Source organism: Alteromonas sp. K632G (genome assembly GCF_017653625.1).
GTDB lineage: Bacteria > Pseudomonadota > Gammaproteobacteria > Enterobacterales > Alteromonadaceae > Alteromonas > Alteromonas naphthalenivorans.
Genome location: NZ_JAGGDM010000006.1, coordinates 59,885 through 82,262, shown reverse-complemented (window position 1 = coordinate 82,262; position 22,378 = coordinate 59,885). Strand labels below are relative to the sequence as shown.

Here is a 22,378-nt window from a genome sequence, read left to right as displayed (position 1 = left end):
ATCTCATTAACTAATTTGTTTATTAAGCTCTGCGCATGTAAGCATAGGCGAAAGAACAAGCCCCTGTACTACATCGCACCCGATATCCCGTAAGTAATCGAGTTGCTGCTGAGTTTCAACTTTATCTGCGATGATTTTAAGGCCTAGTGCTTTTCCTGCATTAACTAAAGCTTGAATAAGTTTGTTTGAATTATTGCTATCGCTAACATCGGCCAATAATCGGCTGGATAGCTTAATTTCACTCGCTCCGCTTTGTTGAAGCTGCGATATTGCACTGTTGTACAGGCCATAGTCATCAATGCTAATCACGCTGCCCATCGTAGCCAATGTTTTCAGCCGATGGTAAATTCGCTCTTCACCACTTTCAATATCTTTTTCAGATACTTCGAATTTAAATAGACCCGGGGTAAGTTCATAACGCTCTAATACTGCCACAAAGTTTTTAATAAAATCAGATGTAAGCAACTGTGCACCAGATAGATTAACGGCTATAGCAGGAAGTTCGTTCCCAAGCTGAATATATTGAGCAATTTCTCGCGCAACCAACTTAACCGCATGAAAGCCGATTGCTTCGATCAGTTTTCCGCGCTCGGCAATATTAATAAATGTCTCAGCGTTAAGTACTTCACCGTCGCTATTTTTATAACGCAGTAGTGCCTCGGCGCCAACTATGGCGTTCGACGTAGGCTCAAACTGAGGTTGGTACACCATTGAAAACTGTTTACCATCTAATGCTACTTTAAGCTGTTTTTCGACTTCTAAACGGGCTAATGCCTGCTCTTTCATCTTCGCGGTAAAGTACTGATATTGATTGCGACCAGAAGATTTCGCTAAATACATGGCTTCATCTGCGTGCTGCAAGAGTATTTCTGAGCTGATCCCATCTGCAGGGTAAACGGCAATACCGATGCTCGCAGAAACCGAAATAGAATGGGTAGATACATCAAACTCGTTTTGAACCTGACTAATGATACGCTTTGCAATATCATCAATTTCGTCAATGTGAGAGGCCGATATTAAGGCTACAAATTCATCACCGCCAATTCTCGCCAACATATCTGTGTCGCGTATACATTGTTGTAGTCGCTTAGTAACCTGCTTAAGGAGCAAGTCACCCACCTTATGACCTAAGTTGTCGTTAACCGGCTTAAAGTTATCTAAGTCAACAAAGAGTACACCGCATAATTGCTTGCTGCGCTTCGCCCCACTAATCATGAGTTCAAGGCGTTCAAGTAACACGGTTCTATTGGGTAGCCCTGTCAGCTCATCATGGGTAGCGAGATATTCAATGTGGCGCTGCATATTTTTTATCTCATCAATATTGCTGTAGGCCGCAACATAATTAACAATGTCACCATTTGCGTCTTTTACCGCATTATATGAAAGCCACATTTTCACATGACTACCATCTTTCACTTTGTTAATGACTTCGCCTTGCCAAAACCCTCTCTCTGTCAACGACGCATCCATTGCTGCAAAAAAGTCTTTTGAATGCTCACCCGACTCTAACAGCTCTGGTTTTTTGCCAATCAACTCCTGCTGAGAAAAGCCTGTTAATTCAGCAAATGTCTCGTTAGTGGTAAGAATGCGCTGATTGGCATCAGTAACAAGAATAGCTTCACTGGTACGCTCAAATATCTTGCCAGCTAAACGCAATTGTTCATTGGCATGTAGCTCTTTTGAAATATCTGTTGCTTGGGTACAAATTGACTTTATGGTGCCTTCGGCATCAAAAATAGGGAATCGCACACTTTTGATAATAACTTTACCGGCCCGCAAGGTGAACTCATCAAGGGTTTCTACCGGTGACAAAGTACGCATTGTATCTAAGTCTTTTTCACGGAACTGACGGGCAGTATCACGCTCAAAAATTTGAAGATCAGTTTTGCCAATCACATCTTGCGCGGTTACGCCAAAGACTTCTTCAAACCGAGCGTTCACAAACTCATATCGACCCGCATTATCTTTAAGTGCAATTAACGCCAATGAGTTATTCATAATAGATAAAAGCTGCTCTTGGCTTTTTTCAATTCGTTCGTGGGCAATGACCAATTCTGAGTTATCAATAATAACTAGAACAGCCCCAGTGATGCGCTCTCGACTGTTTAGAATTGGCGTAATGAATACATTGTAAGTTTCTTGGCTTGATGGCTTGATCACCATGCTCGTATTTACCCCATTACGCAGGGTTTTACTTAAGCGCTTTTCAATGTCTTCAAAATAGTCGGGGAAATTAAGCGAGTACATCGGCTTTTTAAACGAGCCATTATTTAAATGAAAACGGCGATTGGCTGCGTCATTGGTTCGACTTAAGCAGGTATCGGTATCAAAGACCAAGATTGGAAAATCTAACGTGTTGTAAACGCTCATCAACTCACTGTTTATCGCACCTAAATCAGCAGACTTACGCATGCTTTCTTCGTTAACGCTAATCAGTTCTTCATTGGTAGCTTGAAGCTCCTCGTTGGTAGCTTCCAGTTCTTCGTTATTCGCTTGTAGCTCTTCATTAGCGGCCTGCACTTCTTCATTTAGTGCCTGCATTTCTTCTGCAGAGGCAGCCATTTCTTCGGTAAGTGTCTGTAGTTGCTCTCGGGCCGCAATCAGCTCAGCAACATCAGCTTCATTGGTTGCCACCGCGTCTTTAGGCTCAGCATCAATGATGGCCTCGTCTTCGTAAAAATTAACCAAGTAGTGCTGAGGATTTTGGTTCTCTAGCGGCAGTACCCGTAATTTCCATAATTGACTGTCATCGTCACCTAGTCGCTTAGCGCGGCTTGTCGCTATTTCACCAGTACGACTTGCCTTATTAACGCAAGAAATTAAGTCTGCGGCAAAAGGCGCAGCAATCAGTTTCGATAAGTTAAGGTCGGGCACCCCAGATGGAAAAGTAATAAAGCGCTGTAAGTTGCCATGAGAGTGCAAAATGGCAAATCTCTCGCTTATTAGTAAACTTGGGCCAAAACTATTCAGCACCGAACGGGTAAAGATATTTTCGTAGCTATTAGTGATAGCCGTTTTCGTTTTGGTGATATCTACATGGCTTTTTAACATTTTCGGCAGTGCAGGAGGTTTAGATGCCTCGCTCACTTTAAAAATTCTACTGCGCCTATCAAGGGCAACAAACATATCTTCTGTCGAGCCAATCGATTCAGACTTACCTAGAAAGAGAATACCTTCTTTGGTTAACGAATAACGAAACAGTGATAGAACCCGCTGCTGCAAATCGCTGTTAAAGTAGATAAGTACATTTCTAAACGACACCATATCAAGGTGTAAGAACGGCGGATCCCGCGTGATATCCTGACGCGAAAAAGTAATTACATCGCGCAGCAATTTTTGCGGGTAATACGCATTGTCTGCATATCGAAAGTATTTATCGGTTAAATCCGATGAAAGGCTTGCAATAGCTTGAACAGAATAGGCACCTTTACGAGCAACTGAGAGTGCATGTTCGTCGATATCAGTCGCAAATACCTGCAAGTTGGCATCAATACCCTGTTTTTCAATGGCTTCAAGAAACAAGATGGCTAATGAATATGCCTCTTCTCCAGTGGCACATCCTGCTACCCATAAACGAATAGCATCGCCGCTGTTTTTGTTTTCTACAATACTCTCAATATGTGTCTTGATAGCCTTAAATGCAGTGCTGTCTCTGAAGAAGTCTGTAACTGAAATTAAAAGCTCTTTTGACAACGCAATAACTTCATCGGCGTTATTATCTAAATAAGCCAGATAAGACGGCAAATCTTCAGTTTGTGTGGCAATTAAACGGCGATTCACTCTGCGAAGTAAGGTCGACTGTTTATAGAAACTGAAGTCAATTTTAGTCGCAACCCTTATTTTTCCGTACAGTTCGCTCATCAGCTCACTGCGGCTATCTTCTTGCACCGCTAAAAAATTACGGGCAATATTTTGCGTAATATGTGCAATTTCTTGACCCATTTCTTGGGGTTCAAGAATTGAGTCCACAGCCACATTATCAAGAGCCGCTTTGGGCATGCCATCATATTTTGCTGATGCAGGGTCTTGTACAAAAGCAAACCCGCCGACGCCTTTAATAGCCTTAAGCCCTCTGGCACCATCACCGCCAGTACCCGATAAGACAACGCCAATCGCATGATCGCCAATTTCATCGGCTAACGATTCGAACAAGAGATTAACAGAGGGCTTAGGCGATAGTTCATCTGGTGATTTATCGAGGTGTAAATACCCCTCTTTATATTTGAGGTGGTAACCCGGTGGGCCTACATAAATGGTGTTCGCTTTAATTTTGCAATGCGGTGTAGCCTCAATGACAGGGTATTCCGTTTCTCGCGCCAATATTTCCGTCATTTGGCTTTTATGAGTAGGAGATAAATGCTGAGCAATAATAAAAGACGCATTAATGGCTTTTGGTAATTCGCTTACCAGGTTAATTAACGCTTCTATTCCACCCGCTGAAGAGCCAACGCCAACAATAAAAGGAGCTATCTCAGGTTTAGTCACCCGCGATGACGGTAAAGATTCCATACTACATTTAGCTCCATTTGAGTTAACTGAATGCCAATGCGAACATTCAGTATTTGCGGCATCTTCACCGCATCTAATATGCTTACTATACCAGTAATCAGCACTTCATAAGTATACTAAAGTCTACTATTATTACGTTAAATAAAACGTGTTATGCGCCTAAAAGGTTCAATATTCCCCATGTTGATGCTGAAAAACAACGAAAGAATTAGGGTAACTCACTGGTATTAGATGACTAATTTATCAGTATTATTTGGTAACTATTTCATCACCCTAAATATAGTTTCGATATCGAGGCGCTAAACAGGAAGATATTAGTGAAGTGGAGCAGCAAAGAAGCTTGAAAGTAATGGGTAAATGCATATCTATTGATAGGCGAATTGCTTGAGGAATTAATACGTGAACGACGAAAGGGATTGGACAGAGTGAAGCCATATCGATACCGATATGGCTAACAGGCAAGCAAAGGTTAAACGCCGACTTCCGCCATATTTCCTTTGCTTTCAAGCCAGATTTTTCTGTCGCCAGAACGTTTTTTGGCTAACAGCATGTCCATCAACTCTAGCATTTCTGCCGAGTCTTCTATCGTGAGTTGAACTAACCTACGGGTATTGGGATCCATAGTAGTTTCACGAAGCTGTAACGGGTTCATTTCACCTAGCCCTTTAAAGCGCTGAACGTTTACTTTACCGCGTTTTTTCTCTGCTTCTATACGATCCAATATGCCTTTTTTCTCGCCTTCATCCAGCGCATAGAAAACTTCTTTGCCCACATCGATACGAAATAAAGGTGGCATGGCCACATAAACATGGCCTTGGTCGACTAGCGTTCTAAAGTGCTTCACAAACAATGCACACAGCAAGGTAGCAATATGCAGTCCGTCGGAGTCGGCATCCGCTAATATACAAATTTTACCGTACCGTAAACCTGATAAATCGGTAGAATCTGGGTCGATACCTAACGCTACTGATATATCGTGAATTTCTTGTGATGCTAATACCTGTGAAGAGTCTACTTCCCAGCTATTAAGGATTTTACCGCGAAGGGGCATGATAGCTTGGAATTCTCGGTCTCTAGCTTGTTTGGCAGAACCACCTGCTGAATCACCTTCCACTAGAAAAAGCTCAGAGTAGGAAATGTCTTGAGACGAACAATCGGTTAATTTACCTGGCAGTGCTGGCCCTTGGGTGACCTTTTTACGCGCCACTTTTTTGTTTTGACGTAATCGGCGCTGTGCATTGTTGATACACATATCTGCCAAGGCTTCGGCCACTTCGGTATGTTGGTTTAACCACAAGCTAAACGCGTCTTTTACCACGCCAGAGACAAAAGCAGATGCTTGGCGTGACGACAAGCGCTCTTTGGTTTGCCCTGCAAATTGTGGGTCTTGCATTTTGGTAGACAAAATATAAGCACATCGGTCCCAGATATCATCCGGTGACAGCTTCACCCCACGAGGCATTAAGTTTCTAAATTCACAAAACTCGCGCATAGACTCTAACAAGCCTTGGCGCATACCATTTACATGGGTACCGCCTTGGGCAGTAGGGATAAGGTTAACGTAACTTTCGGTGGTTAACTCACCGCCTTCAGGCAGCCACATTACCGCCCAATCAGCGCCTTCGGTGTTACCTTTAAAGCTACCTACAAAAGGGACATCAGTAGGAAGTGTTTCGTATTCTTGTACCGCTTGATACAAGTAATCTTGCAAACCATCTTCGTAGTACCATTCTTGTGAATCTTTGGCGATTTTATTGTCAAAACGAATACGTAAACCTGGGCTTAGTACGGCCTTTGCACGAAGATTATGAATAAGACGGCTGGCTGAGAATTTTGCTGAATCGAAGTATTGCGGATCGGGCCAAAAATGTACCCGGGTACCAGTGTTACGTTTGCCGCACGTATCTATTACCGCAAGTTCTTCAATTTTATCGCCATTGGCAAAGGCAATTTGATACACGTTACTGTCACGACGAATAGTGACTTCTACCCGTGTGGAGAGGGCGTTCACCACTGAAATGCCCACACCGTGTAACCCCCCAGAAAACGCATAGTTTTTGTTGGAGAATTTTCCCCCAGCATGTAGCTTACTTAAAATAAGTTCTACACCAGAGATTTTCTCTTCTGGGTGGATATCCACCGGCATACCACGGCCATCATCAATGACTTCAAGAGATTGGTCTTCATGCAAGATAACTTTAATGTTGGATGCATGACCTGCTAGGGCTTCATCCACACTGTTATCGATAACCTCTTGGCCCAAATGGTTGGGTCGTGTGGTATCGGTATACATGCCTGGGCGGCGCTTAACCGGGTCGAGACCGTTTAAGACTTCAATTGCATCAGAGTTATATTGATTTGACATAGTTATGGTTATTATTTAAGCCAGCAACAAGGGTTAACGTACGCAGAAGACAACTGCAACGCAAGATAAATTGATGTTACCAAGGCTAGCCTACCCTCGCAATGAAAAGGCGAAAGTCAGCAAGCTTGGTGGGTACGATATGAAGCTAATACGGCTAAAATTAATACTACAAGTAGTAACGCAACAACGAGAAACAAGATTTCGTTAACGGCTTCTAATCGTTAAGTAGAAAGTCGGCGATAGCAGGCAAGTGATTTTCAAAGCCAATAAAGCTGTGATCGCCGCCTTCTTCAACGACTAGCGTGCTCGATGCGTATTTGGTTTCTGCTAAACGATAATCTAAGGTTTCATCCTCAGTTTGCAGTAACACCTTGTACGCTGGTGCATGCTGCAATTCTTTAGCGTCTAATTTTTCTATCACTTCAATATCGCTTTCAACAATATGAAACACTTCACCCGTGTACGGGTTGGTATGTTCACCAATAAAACCTTGCAGTAATTCATAAGGTTTTACCGCAGGGTTTATCAATACGGCTTTGCCCGAGAATTTTTCAATTAAAAACGTAGATAAATAACCGCCCATAGAACTGCCAATAACACGCAGCCCATCTGTAATTAACGCGGGGGTACTTTCTATCAGTGCCAATAACTGGCTTTCTACTTGGCTCGGGTAATTCGAAAGCGCGGGAATATGCAAGGTTACATCAGGATGATGCTGCTCAAAATACGCTTTGGTGGCCTGCGCTTTTACAGACTTTGGTGAGCTTAAAAAGCCATGAAGATATAACACGTGTTTCATATTGTTTTTATTCTCTTTATGTCGCAGGTTAACGTTCCATCGTCGTGTAACCTAATGAGTTGATAACCGGGCTGTTCGTGACTTAACGCAAATTCAGATGCCATTTCCCACTGCCAACAGCTCGCAGGGCAGCCCATCACTGGTACAGGGTTATTTGTACCTAACGTGTAACGAAGGGGGGAATGTACATGGCCATGAATGATCGCCGCTAATGCAATGCCCTCCTCTACCCAGTGTAAAAACTCACCGGCGTTAGACAAGTCGTGTTTATCCATCCAACTTTCTGATGGCGAGGCATGGTGATGCATAGCCAGTAAATGATGGCGATGAGAATTTTCAGTTACCTGATTGCCTATAGCCTTGAGCTCTTGAGTATCTACTTGGCCTCTCGCCCCGTCAAAACGTGTGTCTAGGCCGTGAATTTGCCAATCGCCTAATTCAACAGGCTTACCAGCAACAAGATGGTAAGCAGATAACGTATCAAAGTGAGGGTTATTATCATGATTGCCCGCAATCACATAAACCGGTGTTGTGACGTGGTTTTCCATCAAGGTAGTAAAATGCTGATAGCTTGCTAAGGAATCATCGCCGCTAATATCACCGGTAACAATAACCGCGCTAATATTTTCGCCGTGCTTGAAAGCATCAATCAAAATTTGTTTTAAGCTGAGGTGAGGGTTAATTGCGCCGTAGCCTTGGCGAGTGGTATCACCAAATAAATGGCAGTCGCTAATATGCAGCAGGGTACTCACGCTAGCGAAGTTACCTTAGGACGCAGTTTGCGGCAAAAATCTAACCATTCAGCAAGAAAGATATTCACCATTTGCTTTTCATTGCGTTGGCGCATTTTCAAATTAGGGTATTCGTAGGAAGGTTGAAGTGCGCCCGTATTTTGGCTATTTATTACTTCGGCCATTCTGGCATCATGGTACAAACGCACCGTCATTGAAGGTGTTAAATAGCTGGGCATATCGTCGGACGTTTGTTTAAGGCTTAACGTACTGGTATATCGAGCAGACTCAATAATCTTAATTTCGTACGTAAGCGCGTCGCCCACGGTAAATACGTAGTTAAGTTCCTCTGTATCACAATCGGGCAGAATACGAAGAATGTGCGCGTAGTTTAACTCGCACAATGCCTGCATTGTGGGTAGATGAGGGACGTATTTTCTGTGGGTACGTTGTGTCACGATATCTTCCATTGCTCCATTAGCGTGGATTTGTTCATAAAGAACCATTGTAGCGCAATTACTGCGGCAGCGTTGTCTATATGGCCGTTTTCCAGCCATTCAAGGGCAGTTTGCTCAGCCACTCTATGTACTTTGATATCTTCCGACTCAGTCTCTAATCCGTGAATGCCATGTGCTTTTTCTGCATCGGTTTTTGCAATAAAAATATGAATACGCTCGGTCGTTCCCCCAGGGCTAGATAAATAACTCATTGCTTTGGTGAGATTTTCAAGCTCAATACCGGCCTCTTCCATCGACTCTCTGTGGCATACCTCTACTTCGGTTTCCCCTTCATCAATCATGCCCGCTATTATTTCTATCAGCCAAGGGGTTGAAGATGTCGCTAATGCCCCTATTCTAAACTGCTCAATAAGAACAAATTCATTCAAAATAGGATCGTAGGGCAATACGCCTACAGCATGACCGCGTTCAAATAGCTCTCGTTTCACTGTCCCGCTTTGGGAACCGTCGAAGCATTTGTGCGTAAACAGATATTCTTGCATGGTGAAAAAACCACGATAAACCGGTTTGACACTGGTAATTTCAACGTCGTTTGAGGTAAATGAAAGGATTTTCTTGCTCATTTGCAGACACTTTTGGTTCGAAACGATTTATCATGCATAGTACATAGACATACAACTTTTGTATACGCGCCCTAACCGCGGACGAAAGCATAAGAAGTAACACCGAATTTTCTGAGATAAATGTGTTTACTTGCCGATGAACGGGGTCGATCACATATTCTGTTACAGTTAAAGCAACACTGTTACGACTGTACTGTTTCGGTTTACGAATAAAATTTATACACTTCACATATTATTTATAATTATTAGCAGTCACTTAGACTCATCTAGACATAACAGGAAGACGTAAGCATGAATCGAAAACTTCTGTCGCTGGCAATCGGTTTCTCAGTAACAACCGGTGCCCTTGCCGATGATCTGACGCAAGTGTATCAACAAGCACTAGCCAATGACCCTTTGGTAAATCAAGCGAAAGCGCAGCGTGACGCTGCATTTGAAGGGATCAGCATTAGTCGTGCAAACCTTCTACCTCAAATTTCTGGATCTATGTCGTACACCACCTCTACCACAGAGAGTGCGCAAACCGTCGGTACAAATGCCGAAAACCTTCAAGTTCTTACCTATGAAACCGATGCAGACTCTATTGATTACGGTATTTCGTTGTCTATGTCGTTGTACGACCACGCAAACTGGGTTGGCTTAGATCGTGCCGAAAAAGTAGCAGAACAAAGTGATGCGCAATTAGCCGCTAGCATGCAAGACCTAATTGTACGAACAGTGACTGCTTATTTCGATGTATTGCGTGCACGTGATAGCGTTGAATTTGTTAATGCAGAAAAACGTGCCATTGAACGCCAGTTAGAACAAACCCGTCAGCGCTTTGAAGTTGGCCTAACTGCTATTACCGATGTTCACGAAGCTCAAGCTAACTACGACAGCACAGTGGCCCAAGAGATTCAGGCTGAAAACCAGCTAGAATTTGCCCTTGAAGCACTACGGGTTATCACCGGTAAATACCACGACCGTTTGTTTGGCTTAGATAAAGAAACCTTCTCTGCCACTATGCCCGTGCCTGCAAAAGTCGATAACTGGTTAGAAACAGCGCAAGATAAAAACTTAGCATTGTTGGTTGACCGTTTAGCGATGGACATTGCCAAAGAAGATATTGCGGCAGCCCGCTCAGGCCACTTACCGACCCTTGATTTATCGGCAAGCCTTGGTCGCTCTAAAAATGACGTAGATTCTCAGTTAATTCAGTACGAGACGCCTTACCTTGATAGCCAGTCAATTGGCCTGTCAGTGTCAGTACCGATTTACTCTGGCCACCGTGTAAGCTCGCAAACTGACCAAGCGAAATACCTTTACGTTTCTGCCAGCCAAGCGGCTGAACAAACGTATCGTGAAACGGTTCAGTCTATTCGCAGCTCGTTTAATAACGTAAAAGCGTCAATATCTACCATTCGCGCCCTTGAACAGTCTGTGGTTTCTGCAAACAGTGCGTTAAAAGCAACTGAAGCGGGTTTTGATGTAGGTACGCGTACTATTGTGGATGTACTTGATAGCACCCGTAATTTGTTTGATGCACGCAACAATTTATCTGGCGCGCGCTACGACTTTATTCAATCGGTCGTTACCTTGAAGCAAGCTGCTGGAACGTTAACCGGCGAAGATGTGGCTATTATCAACCGCGGCTTAAAGCCAATGGAAGACGCTGAATAGCCATCGGCGATACAAACTGAATAAACCTGGCGCAACAGCCAGTGTGATTAAAGAAGGCGGCGTTAGCCGCCTTCTTTGTCAATAATGTAATATCTAAAGATAATGTCAGGCACGTTAAGCCGGCAATATGCGGTAATACAATTTTACTTGCAACAAGCACAATGCATCGTCCATGATGTTGCCCCTTTTTTATTATCCCTAAATAAGCCTATTTATCTTAAGTGATTGGCAGCGCTTATTTGTTTGTAATGTGAGCAAAGAAAAACATGCAAGCTTCTGAGTTACAAAGTCGATTTGAACGTATTCGCGCTAATAAATGGTTTGAAGCCTTTGTGGTTAGCGTTATTGTCATTTCAGCGTTATTAGTTGGCGCCAAAACCTATGAACTGCCTGCTGGGTTTGGCAGTGTTACCCTACTACTAGACTGGTTTATCAGCGCATTTTTCTTAACTGAAATTACTATTCGCTTTTTAGGTGAACGCCGAAAGCGAAACTTTTTCAAAAGTTTCTGGAATGTCTTCGATACCGTCATTGTTATTATCAGCCTTATACCCGCCGATGATACTGAACTTGCGTTGATAGCACGATTAGTTAGGGTATTTAGGGTGCTGCGGATGATCTCTATCATTCCTGAACTTCGCATACTCTTAGTCTCGCTGGTAAAAGCTTTGCCTCAACTGGGCTACGTAATGTTGCTCATGTTTATTATTTTCTACATATACGCCGCGGTCGGCAGCACTTTGTTTGGTGATATCAACCCTACGCTTTGGGGCGACATTACTATCTCATTGCTTACCCTATTTAGGGTGATGACATTTGAAGATTGGACCGATGTTATGTACGAAACCATGGAGGTTTATCCGCTAAGCTGGGTGTACTACTTAACCTTTATCTTCTTTACTGCGTTCGCCTTTTTGAACATGGTGATTGGTATTGTGGTAAACGTGATGGAGCGTGAGAACGAAAAAGCCAGGGAAGAAAAGGAAGCACTGCTAAGAGCAGAATTAGAAGCTGAAGGCCATAGTGAACCTACATTACAAGACGTAATGGCAGAGCTCACGGCGATTAAGGCCAAACTCGAAGAACCAAACCCAAAAAAATAACCAACAGTAATAACTAACAGCCAATAAAAAAGCGCCAAGGGAAGATATCACCTAGGCGCTTTTTTCGTTTGTATTAACTTAGCTATCGGTTTAGTAACCTATTTAGCTGTCAGTTTGCTTACTCGCTTTAAGGTACCAAACACCCTTTTATAATCCGTAGCGCGTTTTAAGCGTTTCTATACGCTCAAGCGATACTTCTTTTTCAAACTCTCTGCTTGCTAGGCGTCGCTTAGCTAACGCACTTTTATCCATCTGCAATAACAGCTCTACGTGATTCAGGTACACCTCATCATTTAAAATAGGTCGAGTTGCAATATCTGAATACAGGTTAAGCGCAGCTTCTTTATCGCCTTTGGCAATCAGTATTTGCGCCAACGTATCTACAGAGTCTGCATTTTCAGGTTGTAAAGATACGGCCTTTTTCGCCATGGTTTCAGCTTTATCTAGGTTTCCATTTTGATAACTTAAAAACGCTAAGTTATTCAACACCACAAAATTATCAGGGGTTTTAGTCAAAATAGTTTCATAGGTCGCTATGGCTGTTTGTTTATCGCTACCAATTTGGCGTTCGGCTAATAGCATGGCACTGCGCACATCGTTTGGCGTGTTCTGCACATGCTTTTCAAGAAATGAAAAGGCTTCGGCTTGTTTACCTGTCATTTCAAGAATGGCTACCATCAGCAAGGCCATGTCTGAATTTGGCGTAGCTTCATAAGCCACCTCTGCATGCTCCAATGCTTCTTCTGGTTGCTTATCGATAACATACAGTCGTGCGAGAATACCGCGAACGAATGGCAGTGCTTGCACCTCATCAGAGGTACTATTGATAATCTCCCATGCCGGTTTACTTTGCCCCATCATGGCGTGGAAATACGCTTTTAAAAGGCTAATCTGGGCATCAGGACGTTTCGCTAATACTTTTTCAGTAAGCGCTAAACCGTCGCGGTAGTTATTCTGAGAATCAAGGATAAGCAGCATGCCCAATACCGCATTTTTATCTTGCGGATAAAACTCAACCCAACGTTCAAACAAGGCTTTGGCTTTTTCAACTTCGTTTGCACGAATTAGGCCCTGACCCTTTAAATTCCAAAACGCCATTGGGGTGCTTGCATCACCTTCAACAGAGGCTAACAAGCTATTATTCTTGGCTATTTCGCCCATTCGCGAATAAATACGGGCTAATAATAAGCGCAAATCGATATCAGCTGATTGCGTTGCAAGTTGCTTCTCTAAGTAATCAACCACTACCCCATCATTATTTTCGCGCGCTTCTAGGGCATACCACATGGTCAACGCTTGCACGTCAGACGGGTTATCTTTTATATGAGACTTAACAAGCGTTACAGCGTCAGCAAACTGCTTTTGCGCAATCAGCAACTTCACTTTGGCATAAGCCACTTCTTTATCGGCACCCTCTAGCTTCTGAGCGCTATTTAGTAAGTCGGTTGCCGTCGTGAAGTCTTCCTCAACAATCGCAATGCTGGCTAAGTACACCAGCGGCAAGGCCTCGGTTGGCGCTTGGTCACGCCATTCGCTGGCAGCTACTTTAGCTTTATCAAGCTCACCAGTCGCGATGTATGCGCGCAGTAAGGTATTTTGAGAAGCTGTTGATTCTGGCGCACGTTGAACCGCTTCTTCAATATTAACCAAACCGGTCACATCGTTTAGTGAAAGTTGCAGTACGCCTAAACGAGCAAGATCTTCTGGCGAGGTATCAACAACCGCTTCGGTTTTTTCTACCATTTGCTTGGCACCAAGCACGTTACCTTCACGAAGTAATTGATACCCCGCTTTTGAAAATAACGCTGCGTCTGTGGTCGCGCCGCCTTCCACTCGGTTTAACACGGCAAGGGCTTCATCATTTTCACCCAGTTGTAACATGCTGTCTGCCAGCATTCTTAAGCCTGGGTGATTTTCAGGTAACCGTGATGCCACCATAGTCAGGTGTCGTTGGGCAGCTTCAAAATCTTGAATTTGATACGCGCTGAAACCGGCAACCAATCGCACCACTTGATCGTTACGACCGTTTTGTACTGCTGTCTCTAAATGCGCTAACGCTTTTGCATGATTACCATTGGCCGATTCAATGATGCCTTTAAACGTATTCAACAATGGGTGTGCTTCATTCAGCGTTAACAGCTCATCCACCACCGGCTCAGCACGTTCAAGATCACGCTGCTCTATGAGCAAAGCAGCGTAAGCGAACTTACTGGTTACGTCTTTTGGGTAGGCTTTGGTGTAATCTTCATAAACACCAATGGCTTCTGATTGTTTTTGCTCTAGCAAGTAAAGGCGGGCAAGCTGCAGTAAAACATCTTTATTGCTTGGCGCTTGTTCTCGCAGTGCTTCAGTGGCGCTAAGTGCCTGTGTATAATCTTCAGAGAGTACATACTGGTAGCTTTCAATTAAGCCCTTATACACAGACTGTGTATCGAGGGTTAGTAAATCGTCTAGTAGCGCTTCTGCTTCTGCGAGCTTTTCTAGCTGCACTAAGGCTTGTAGTTTATAAAAACCGACTTCGGCAGATTCGACGGTAGTCATCCCTTCTGCTCGGTAATCCACGTCGCCTAAAGCGTTTTCAGCACCTGACTGTTGATAAGCAACAGAAAGTAAGGGAATCACTTCACTGGCTGGATGTCCAAGCTCTAGTGCTTTATTTAATTCTTTCTCAGCTGACACATAATTATCATTTTGAAGATACAGTCGACCTAATTCAAAACGAGGTACTGCAGCATTGGGATCCATCTGAATGGCATTTTTGTATTCAACGATTGCGGCAGCATTATTTTGATTTTGTACATAAGCACGAGCATCTTCTAGGTGAGCATCTATCGATTTGTCACCACATCCTGTCAAAAGACTGCTCAAAAGCAGAACTGCAATGGAAGATCGCTTAAAAATTTGCTGTGGGTATTTCTTATTCATTGTCGTTCCTTTGCCCTACATCATTTGAATTTCGAGGTATACCCGAAGTTTACACCATCAATTGTGCATTTTTTCGTCATTATTGTGCAATTTCGTGGCAACCTGACCATTATTCGAATATAATAACGTTTTTTGCAATACCGCGAGCACACTCCGACGTTTGAAGGCGTCCTACAGTATGCCGCACCCTCCTTACTTAAAGCATCAGGACCCTTAATGACAACAACTGTCGACATGACATTTAAAGATCTAAAACTACCAGAACCTATCTTACAAGCCCTTGAAAAAGTTGGCTACGAGAAACCGTCACCTATTCAAGCCGAGAGTATTCCATTACTGCTTGAAGGTCACGACTTACTCGGTCAGGCCCAGACAGGGACAGGAAAAACCGCAGCGTTTGCCCTTCCAATGTTGGCAAATATCGATCCTGAGCAACGTAAGCCGCAATTACTGGTACTAGCACCTACTCGCGAATTGGCGATTCAGGTAGCAGAAGCGTTCCAAGTGTACGCTAGTTTCAGCCATAAAATTAAAGTACTGCCTGTTTACGGCGGTCAATCTTACGACAACCAAATTCGCCAGCTTAAGCGCGGCGTTCAAGTTGTAGTAGGTACACCAGGTCGTGTTATTGACCATATTAAACGTAAAACGTTGGATTTAAGTGAACTTAAATTCCTCGTACTTGATGAAGCCGACGAAATGCTGCGCATGGGCTTTATTGATGACGTTGAGCTTATTTTGAGCCACGCGCCAGCTGAACGCCAAACGGCGTTGTTCTCGGCAACTATGCCTGGTCCAATCAAGAAGATTACTCAGCGTTATCTTAAAGATCCTAAGCACGTAAAAATTGCGTCTAAGGTAAGTACTGCAAGTACTATTCGTCAACGTTACTGCCAAGTAGCGCCTCATCATAAGCTTGAGGCACTTACGCGTATCATGGAAGTAGAGCGTTTTGACGGCATGATTATTTTCGTGCGTACTAAGACAGCTACTGTTGAACTTGCTGATAAACTTTCTGCACGTGGATACGATGTTGAACCGCTAAATGGTGACATTCCTCAGAACGCTCGTGAGCGTACTGTTGATAAACTTAAGCAAGGTAACATTGATATCTTAGTAGCAACTGACGTTGTTGCACGTGGTCTTGATGTTGAACGTGTTAGCCACGTTATCAACTACGACGTACCTTACGATAGTGAATCTTATGTTCACCGTATTGGTCGTACAGGCCGTGCAGGTCGTACTGGTGATGCAATCCTTTTCATCTCTCATCGTGAAAAGCGTATGCTTTTCTCTATCGAGAAAACGACTAAGCAGCCAATTGAAGCAATGCCAATTCCTTCAATTAGTGAAATCAACGAAACCCGTTTAAGCCGTTTCAAGCAATCTGTTATTGAAGCTACGCAAGATGACAGCATTGAAACACTTATTCCATTAGTTGAGATGATTAAAGAAGAAGCTGAAGCTTCTCCTGAAGTGCTAATGGCAGCATTGCTTAAGATTGCACAAGGTGATGAGCCGCTTATCTTAAAAGAAAGCGACCGCCCTGACCTTCACAGCAAGCCACCTCGTGACAGCCGTGAACCTCGTGGCGACCGCAGAGATGGTGGCCGTGACGGTCGTGAACGTAAGCCTAGAGCACCTCGCACTGGTCGTAAGCCAGAAGCAGGTATGCAGCGCTTCCGTATCGACGTAGGTCATACACACGGTGCTAAGCCGGGTAATATCGTTGGCGCTATCGCAAACGAAGGTAACATGGATTCTAAGCACATTGGTGCTATCGAAATTTATGATAACTTCAGTACTGTTGATTTGCCTGAAGGCATGCCAAAAGAGACTAAAGACAAGCTTCAAGGTACTCGCGTAGCGGGTCAGCGTTTGTCTATTCGCGAATGGTCAGACACACCACCAGCAAAGCGTGAACGAGGCGACAACCGCGGTGAAAACCGCAGCCGTGATAATCGTGCACGTCGCAAGTCGTAAGAACGAAAAACAAATAAATTTCGCCTTTATATAACATTAGTGAATATAAAGGCTGATTTCGTTGTTTATAAATAAAAAGAATTAGCGCAAAATAGCGTTAGTTCTTTTTTTTTATGTGCCCCTTAATGGATTACTTTCCCCTATTTTTAGATGCTCGCTCTCTTCGCTGTTTAATTGTTGGCGCTGGAGAAGTCGCTGCCCGCAAACTTGAGCTCATCATGAAGACTCCTGCCCACATCACTGTGGTGGCGCCGTGGGCTTGTGACACGGTAAAACGTTTGGCTAAAAACGAGAAAGTAACCCTTATTGAGCGGGAGTTTATCGATAGCGATTTAGCCGATAAAGACATGGTTTTTATTGCCACTGATAAATCTGAAACCAATCAAGCCATTCACGATTTAGCTCGCGAACAAAAAGTGCTTGTGAATGTGGTAGATAACACCCCACTTTGCCAATTCATTACCCCTTCTATTGTAGATCGCTCACCCATTATTATTGCCATGAGTAGCGGCGGCGTAGCGCCCGTACTATTACGCTATTTACGCCAAAAACTGGAAACTGTGCTGCCTGCTAACTTGAGTAAGCTTGGTGCGTTTTCAGAAAAATTCAGAGAAAAAGTAAAGCAAACCTTAAATGGTGTTACTGCAAGGCGTTACTTTTGGGAAGACGTGTTAGATGGCGACATAGCTGAAATGGTCGAAAAAGGCCAAGACAGCAAAGCCGATGCAGCCTTTGAAACCGCCCTAACGGCAGCGGCTGAAAACAACCAAGTTCAAGGTCAGGTCTACCTTGTTGGTGCAGGCCCTGGCGACCCTGATTTGTTGACGTTTCGTGCACTAAGGCTAATGCAAAAAGCTGATGTAGTGGTTTACGATAGATTAGTTTCACCGCAGATTTTAGAACTCGTTCGCCGAGATGCCGAAAAAATTTACGTGGGTAAAGCAAAGAGCAACCATAGCTTGCCACAAGATGATATTAACCAGCTTATGGTTGATGAGGCGAAAAAAGGCAATCGAGTGGTACGCTTAAAAGGCGGAGATCCATTCATATTTGGTCGTGGCGGGGAAGAAATTCAAACCCTTATTCAGCACGGTATTGAGTTCCAAGTAGTGCCCGGTATTACTGCGGCGAATGGCGCATCAAGTTATGCAGGTATTCCTTTAACCCATAGAGATCACGCCCAATCAGTGGTGTTTGCTACCGGCCATCTAAAAGACGATACTATCGATTTGAATTGGCAATCGTTAGCGCACGCCAATCAGACGATTGTGTTTTATATGGGGTTAACTGGCTTACCCATTATTTGTAAAAAGCTGATTGAAAATGGTCTTACCGCAGATACCCCCATTGCCTTGATTCAATCGGCTACCACCGAAAACCAAGTGGTGGTAACAGGCACGCTTAGTGATATTACGCAAAATCCTGCTACATCAGCGTTGAAGCCCCCGACGCTCATTATCGTAGGTACTGTAGTAAGTTTGCATAACCAGCTAAATTGGTTTGGTGACTAACTTACCCTTGTGAGCACGCTTTGGTTTTAACTAATTTGTTGCAATTTACCCCTGCGTACGCATACTGAATTAATCAGCTAAGCGGCATGTCGGCATTTATACATTGGTAATCACACCAAAGCGAAGGTTTCAAGTTTTAGGGTATGTAAGCCATCTTTGCAGGCAAACGGCGATGTTTGCCATGGGCTTGCCTACTCGGTTGTTTAAGTCGCTAGCGCTTTGGTTAGCGCTGCCGCTTAGGATCGCACTGTTTCTTCTTTGTTTTACCCCTGTCGCTACTTACGCGTCGCAACTCACTTTCAACAAAACCGTGACGCCTGATGATATTCAGTTTAAATATCGATGGCTAGATAACGAAGGTACTGAGCAAACCATTGCATTCTCTTTGCCCAATAGCGCATTAAAGGTAGCGCCTACCACACAGGCCAACTATAAACCTGAAATAGCCCAGCGTTATGTTACTGTGTCGTTATTGAAAGAAGCGAAGAAAGTCGACCCACGCGAAGCCGTTGTGTCAGTTACCCATGAAAATGACGCCATTAATATTAAGGTTAAATCAACCAAGCCGAATAAAGCTGACCAGATATTATCTCAACTAAAAGACGTGCAGCGAACAGCTTATACTGACTACCTTGATAAGCATTATTACACCCGATTCACCACGCTTTTTAACCAGCAAGCAGTAAAGCCGGACCACCTTCGCTACGTTGCTCAAACCTTTGAATCACTTAGGCCTATCTCGGAAGCGTTTTACGACAAAATAGATCGTATCGAAAATAACCGCGCTTATTTACAATTGATGACTAGCTGGGTACAAAGTATTCCTTACGATTCCCTTGAAGACAGAGTCGCCAGTAATGGTTCTGGTTTTGCACCTCCGTTAGGGTTACTGATGCAAAACAGGGGCGACTGCGACAGTAAGGCGGTGCTAACGGGCGCTTTGGTACGTGCCTTTCTTCCTTCTACCAGCATCATTATGGTCTTTCTTCCCCATCATGCGTTATTGGGAGTCGCGATAAATGCCATTTCCGAAGACGAGAAGTTAGAAGTTGAGGGTAAGACTTACGTGCTTTTTGACCCAACCGGCCCAGCACTTATCCCCTTTGGCGACATTTCAGAAGATACGAAACGCTACATTTCTACTGGCCGCTATCAAGTGGAGCATATTGACTAATAGTGCTCTAACAATATTAACCCTTTTTGCGCTTTATCGTAAACATTACCGCTATAAACACAGGCTTTGATGTTGATAGCTATAAAGTGGGCTTATTGAAATAATCTAACGCTTTAGCATCATCCATTTTCTGAGCGAAGTTAATTCCCAACTGCCGCAACTGCGGATCATACCGATAACGGCTTAACGCCTCTTTTAACTGTCGTAAGGCTTTGTCAGTTTGCCCTAAGCTATCTAAAGCTAGAAAGTAGACGTAAATGTATTGCACATTGTCGGGAGCTAATTTAACAGCTTTCCTAAATGCTTCTATTGAATCTAATTTTCTTTGCGAACGAATTAAGTACATGCCACGAGCATAATATAATACAGCTGAGCTAGGGTTAGCTTTCAGCCCTGCATTAAGTGTTAGTTCTTCGTCTTTAGCTAGCGCTGCTTGACGATAAACATCAGCTAAGTTGACATAATTAGGTACATAGTAAGGGTCTACTTCGATACCATGTTGCAAGCTATTCAACGCCTCTTGTATACGTCCAATTCGTAAATAAACCATACTCTGATTAAGCGCTGACTCGCCGCGCCACATAGACACTTCGTTAGACATCAATAATAGCGCCAATGCTTTTTTAAAAGAAGCTTGGTAGTTCAATCTAGCATCCAGTAAATGATTAGCAGCCCCAAGACGTACCGCCTTAAAGCGATCATCCAATAACGTTTGATAAGATTTCAACCGCTCAGGAATAGGCAACAAGTTTCCAATTCCAGCTACCGCCAAACGAATAAGTTCATGTTCTGAATGCACCCAGCCTTTAATATCGTCATCAGAGAGTTGCTCAACACTGTAAGGCAGCATCGCGATTGCGCTAGCGCGTACAATAATACTAAGTTTATTATTGTCAATTAGCGCGAAGTGTTGGGCAATCGGTAAAGTACCATTATGCATTAAAGCGACAAAATCATCTGGTATCGACTTAGGGGGGGCAATGCCTTCGCGACGCTTATTTATAATATCTGCAGACCAGCTGGAAGATTGTGATGTATGACAACTATTACACACATTTGGTGTTTCGAACTTAGTGCTTAACTCAGGCTGCGGCACTTTAAAACTATGATCTCTACGAGCATCAACTCCCATAAAAGTTGTTTGTGGCATATGACAGCTTACGCATTGCCCTGCGGATGAATTTAGGTCGTGGCGAATGTGAGATTGTTTCTGATATACCTCGCTGTTGTGGCATTGTAAACATAACCCGTTACCCTGAACTTTTATTTTCATTGTATGTTTGTCGTGGCAATCTAAGCAATTCACGCCCGCGGTATACATTTTACTTTGTAGGAATGAGCCATAAACATAGACCTCTTCTTTGACTTGCCCATCTGCGTGATACATCGTCGGCGTCAACAGCGAGGGCACAAACTGGTCTAAAAAGGCAGCATTCGGATCTATGCCATCAGTGATGGGGGTGCGTAATGAATGGCATGCGAAGCAGGTTTCCATGAAACGATTGTCTCTAGGCTCTCCATGCCATGAAGCAATTTTATCCCCGTCGTCCAGTAACCACTCCCCCAAAGCTTTTTGATCATCTGATGATAGAGGAAATTGACCAGTTGAGAGCTTATGTGAAGAGCTATTTTTGGATAAAGACGAAGGTGATACGGCGGTTTCGGTGTGATTATTCATTTTACCGTGACAAGACTGACACCCCACATTGATGTTGTGCCACCTAGTATCGAACTGATTCGTTTCAACAGAATAGTTGCGGGTTAAACCATCTGAATGACAATCTGCGCACATACCGTTCCAATTTTGCAACGGTTGACGCCAATGCAAGCGGTCTGCGGGTTGAATATCTTCCTGAGAATTCAGGGGGTACCACTGTTGGCCTCCTTCTGATTCAGGCCGAGAGTCCCACGCAAAAGGGAATACTTGAAGCTTTCCGTCACCAACTTCGATCAAGTATTGTTGTAAGGGATAGTGCCCAAAAGTATATTTTACTGGGTAATCCGTTGTGTTTTCGGCTTCTGTAAAATTTATCCAGAACTCTTCGCCTTTTTGGTAGAAGCGCGCCACCTGCGTATAGTGTTCTGCTTCTACACCCGAAAAATCACCCAATACTGTCTTTGATACTGCCACATCCATGGCTTTCGCATGATCAGATTCTTGCCAGTTGGAAACCGCTTTCTGATGACAACTGACACAGTTTGTATTTCCCATTACCTTAAAAGGTAAAATTAAAAATAGACTCGCCATTAGTAGGCTAGTAAACGTTAAATACTTCATTAAAATTTCACTAAAATACCATATCCGACATCTTACTTACTCAAGGCCAATATTTAGATTAATTTTAAAAAAACTTACGACCCAACCTTATCCTAGCCTCTTCAGCAATCAGCTTATCGACTATGAAACGTATGGCCCCCGCTACAATGTGGGTGTGAGAGGTAAGTTCTAAGAAAATAGAAACGGTGTCGCGCTGCTTAATACAACGCAAAAATAAGGGTTATTCTACGCTTATCAATAATTTTGCCTTGGGGGAAAAT

13 protein-coding genes are annotated in these 22,378 nt (G+C 43.5%); 5 read left to right on the top strand and 8 right to left on the bottom strand.

Annotated elements, in window-relative coordinates; translation table 11 throughout:
- Positions 1-6: 6 nt before the first annotated feature.
- The 6 genes from J5X92_RS07605 to nudF all read right to left on the bottom strand — a co-directional run bounded on the left by J5X92_RS07605 (position 7) and on the right by nudF (position 9,485).
- Positions 7-4,509: a chemotaxis protein CheB gene (locus J5X92_RS07605; protein ID WP_208805276.1), complete on the bottom strand. Its 4,503-nt coding sequence runs from the start codon at positions 4,507-4,509 to the stop codon at positions 7-9.
- 469 nt (positions 4,510-4,978) lie between these two features.
- Positions 4,979-6,874, bottom strand: coding sequence for a DNA topoisomerase IV subunit B (gene parE / locus J5X92_RS07600; protein ID WP_013785492.1), 1,896 nt, complete (start codon positions 6,872-6,874; stop codon positions 4,979-4,981).
- A 214-nt stretch (positions 6,875-7,088) separates the two neighbouring features.
- Complete coding sequence (locus tag J5X92_RS07595; RefSeq protein WP_208805274.1) at positions 7,089-7,673, bottom strand: YqiA/YcfP family alpha/beta fold hydrolase; 585 nt, start codon at positions 7,671-7,673, stop codon at positions 7,089-7,091.
- On the bottom strand, positions 7,670-8,425 hold the full coding sequence (locus J5X92_RS07590; RefSeq protein ID WP_208805272.1) for a metallophosphoesterase: 756 nt from the start codon (positions 8,423-8,425) through the stop codon (positions 7,670-7,672). Before J5X92_RS07590 ends, J5X92_RS07595 begins: the two co-directional genes overlap by 4 nt.
- Positions 8,422-8,817 carry a DUF1249 domain-containing protein gene (locus J5X92_RS07585; protein WP_013785495.1) on the bottom strand — a complete coding sequence of 132 codons (396 nt, stop codon included), beginning with the start codon at positions 8,815-8,817 and terminating at the stop codon, positions 8,422-8,424. The genes J5X92_RS07590 and J5X92_RS07585 overlap by 4 nt, the downstream gene beginning before the upstream one ends.
- A gap of 41 nt (positions 8,818-8,858) precedes the next feature.
- Positions 8,859-9,485, bottom strand: coding sequence for an ADP-ribose diphosphatase (gene nudF, locus J5X92_RS07580; protein WP_208805270.1), 627 nt, complete (start codon positions 9,483-9,485; stop codon positions 8,859-8,861).
- 291 nt (positions 9,486-9,776) lie between these two features.
- Between nudF and tolC the strand changes: the two genes are divergently transcribed.
- A complete protein-coding gene (gene tolC / locus J5X92_RS07575; protein WP_208805268.1) occupies positions 9,777-11,144 on the top strand; it encodes an outer membrane channel protein TolC in 1,368 nt (455 codons plus the stop codon).
- 266 nt (positions 11,145-11,410) lie between these two features.
- The gene (locus J5X92_RS07570; RefSeq protein WP_208805266.1) at positions 11,411-12,247 is read left to right on the top strand and encodes an ion transporter; all 837 of its coding nucleotides are present in this window, start codon (positions 11,411-11,413) and stop codon (positions 12,245-12,247) included.
- Between the two features lie 147 nt (positions 12,248-12,394).
- Here J5X92_RS07570 and prsT read toward each other — a convergent pair whose 3' ends face one another.
- On the bottom strand, positions 12,395-15,172 hold the full coding sequence (prsT, locus tag J5X92_RS07565) for an XrtA/PEP-CTERM system TPR-repeat protein PrsT (RefSeq protein ID WP_208805264.1): 2,778 nt from the start codon (positions 15,170-15,172) through the stop codon (positions 12,395-12,397).
- A 216-nt stretch (positions 15,173-15,388) separates the two neighbouring features.
- Between prsT and J5X92_RS07560 the strand changes: the two genes are divergently transcribed.
- The 3 genes from J5X92_RS07560 (at position 15,389) to J5X92_RS07550 (ending at position 19,840) form a co-directional block, all read left to right on the top strand.
- Complete coding sequence (locus J5X92_RS07560; RefSeq protein ID WP_126873180.1) at positions 15,389-17,155, top strand: DEAD/DEAH box helicase; 1,767 nt, start codon at positions 15,389-15,391, stop codon at positions 17,153-17,155.
- A gap of 125 nt (positions 17,156-17,280) precedes the next feature.
- On the top strand, positions 17,281-18,666 hold the full coding sequence (gene cysG / locus J5X92_RS07555; RefSeq protein ID WP_208805262.1) for a siroheme synthase CysG: 1,386 nt from the start codon (positions 17,281-17,283) through the stop codon (positions 18,664-18,666).
- Positions 18,667-18,838: 172 nt separating this feature from the next.
- On the top strand, positions 18,839-19,840 hold the full coding sequence (locus J5X92_RS07550) for a hypothetical protein (protein WP_126873178.1): 1,002 nt from the start codon (positions 18,839-18,841) through the stop codon (positions 19,838-19,840).
- A gap of 79 nt (positions 19,841-19,919) precedes the next feature.
- Here J5X92_RS07550 and J5X92_RS07545 read toward each other — a convergent pair whose 3' ends face one another.
- Entirely contained in the window at positions 19,920-22,118 is a 2,199-nt protein-coding gene (locus J5X92_RS07545; protein WP_126873177.1) for a multiheme c-type cytochrome, read from the bottom strand.
- Positions 22,119-22,378: the final 260 nt, after the last annotated feature.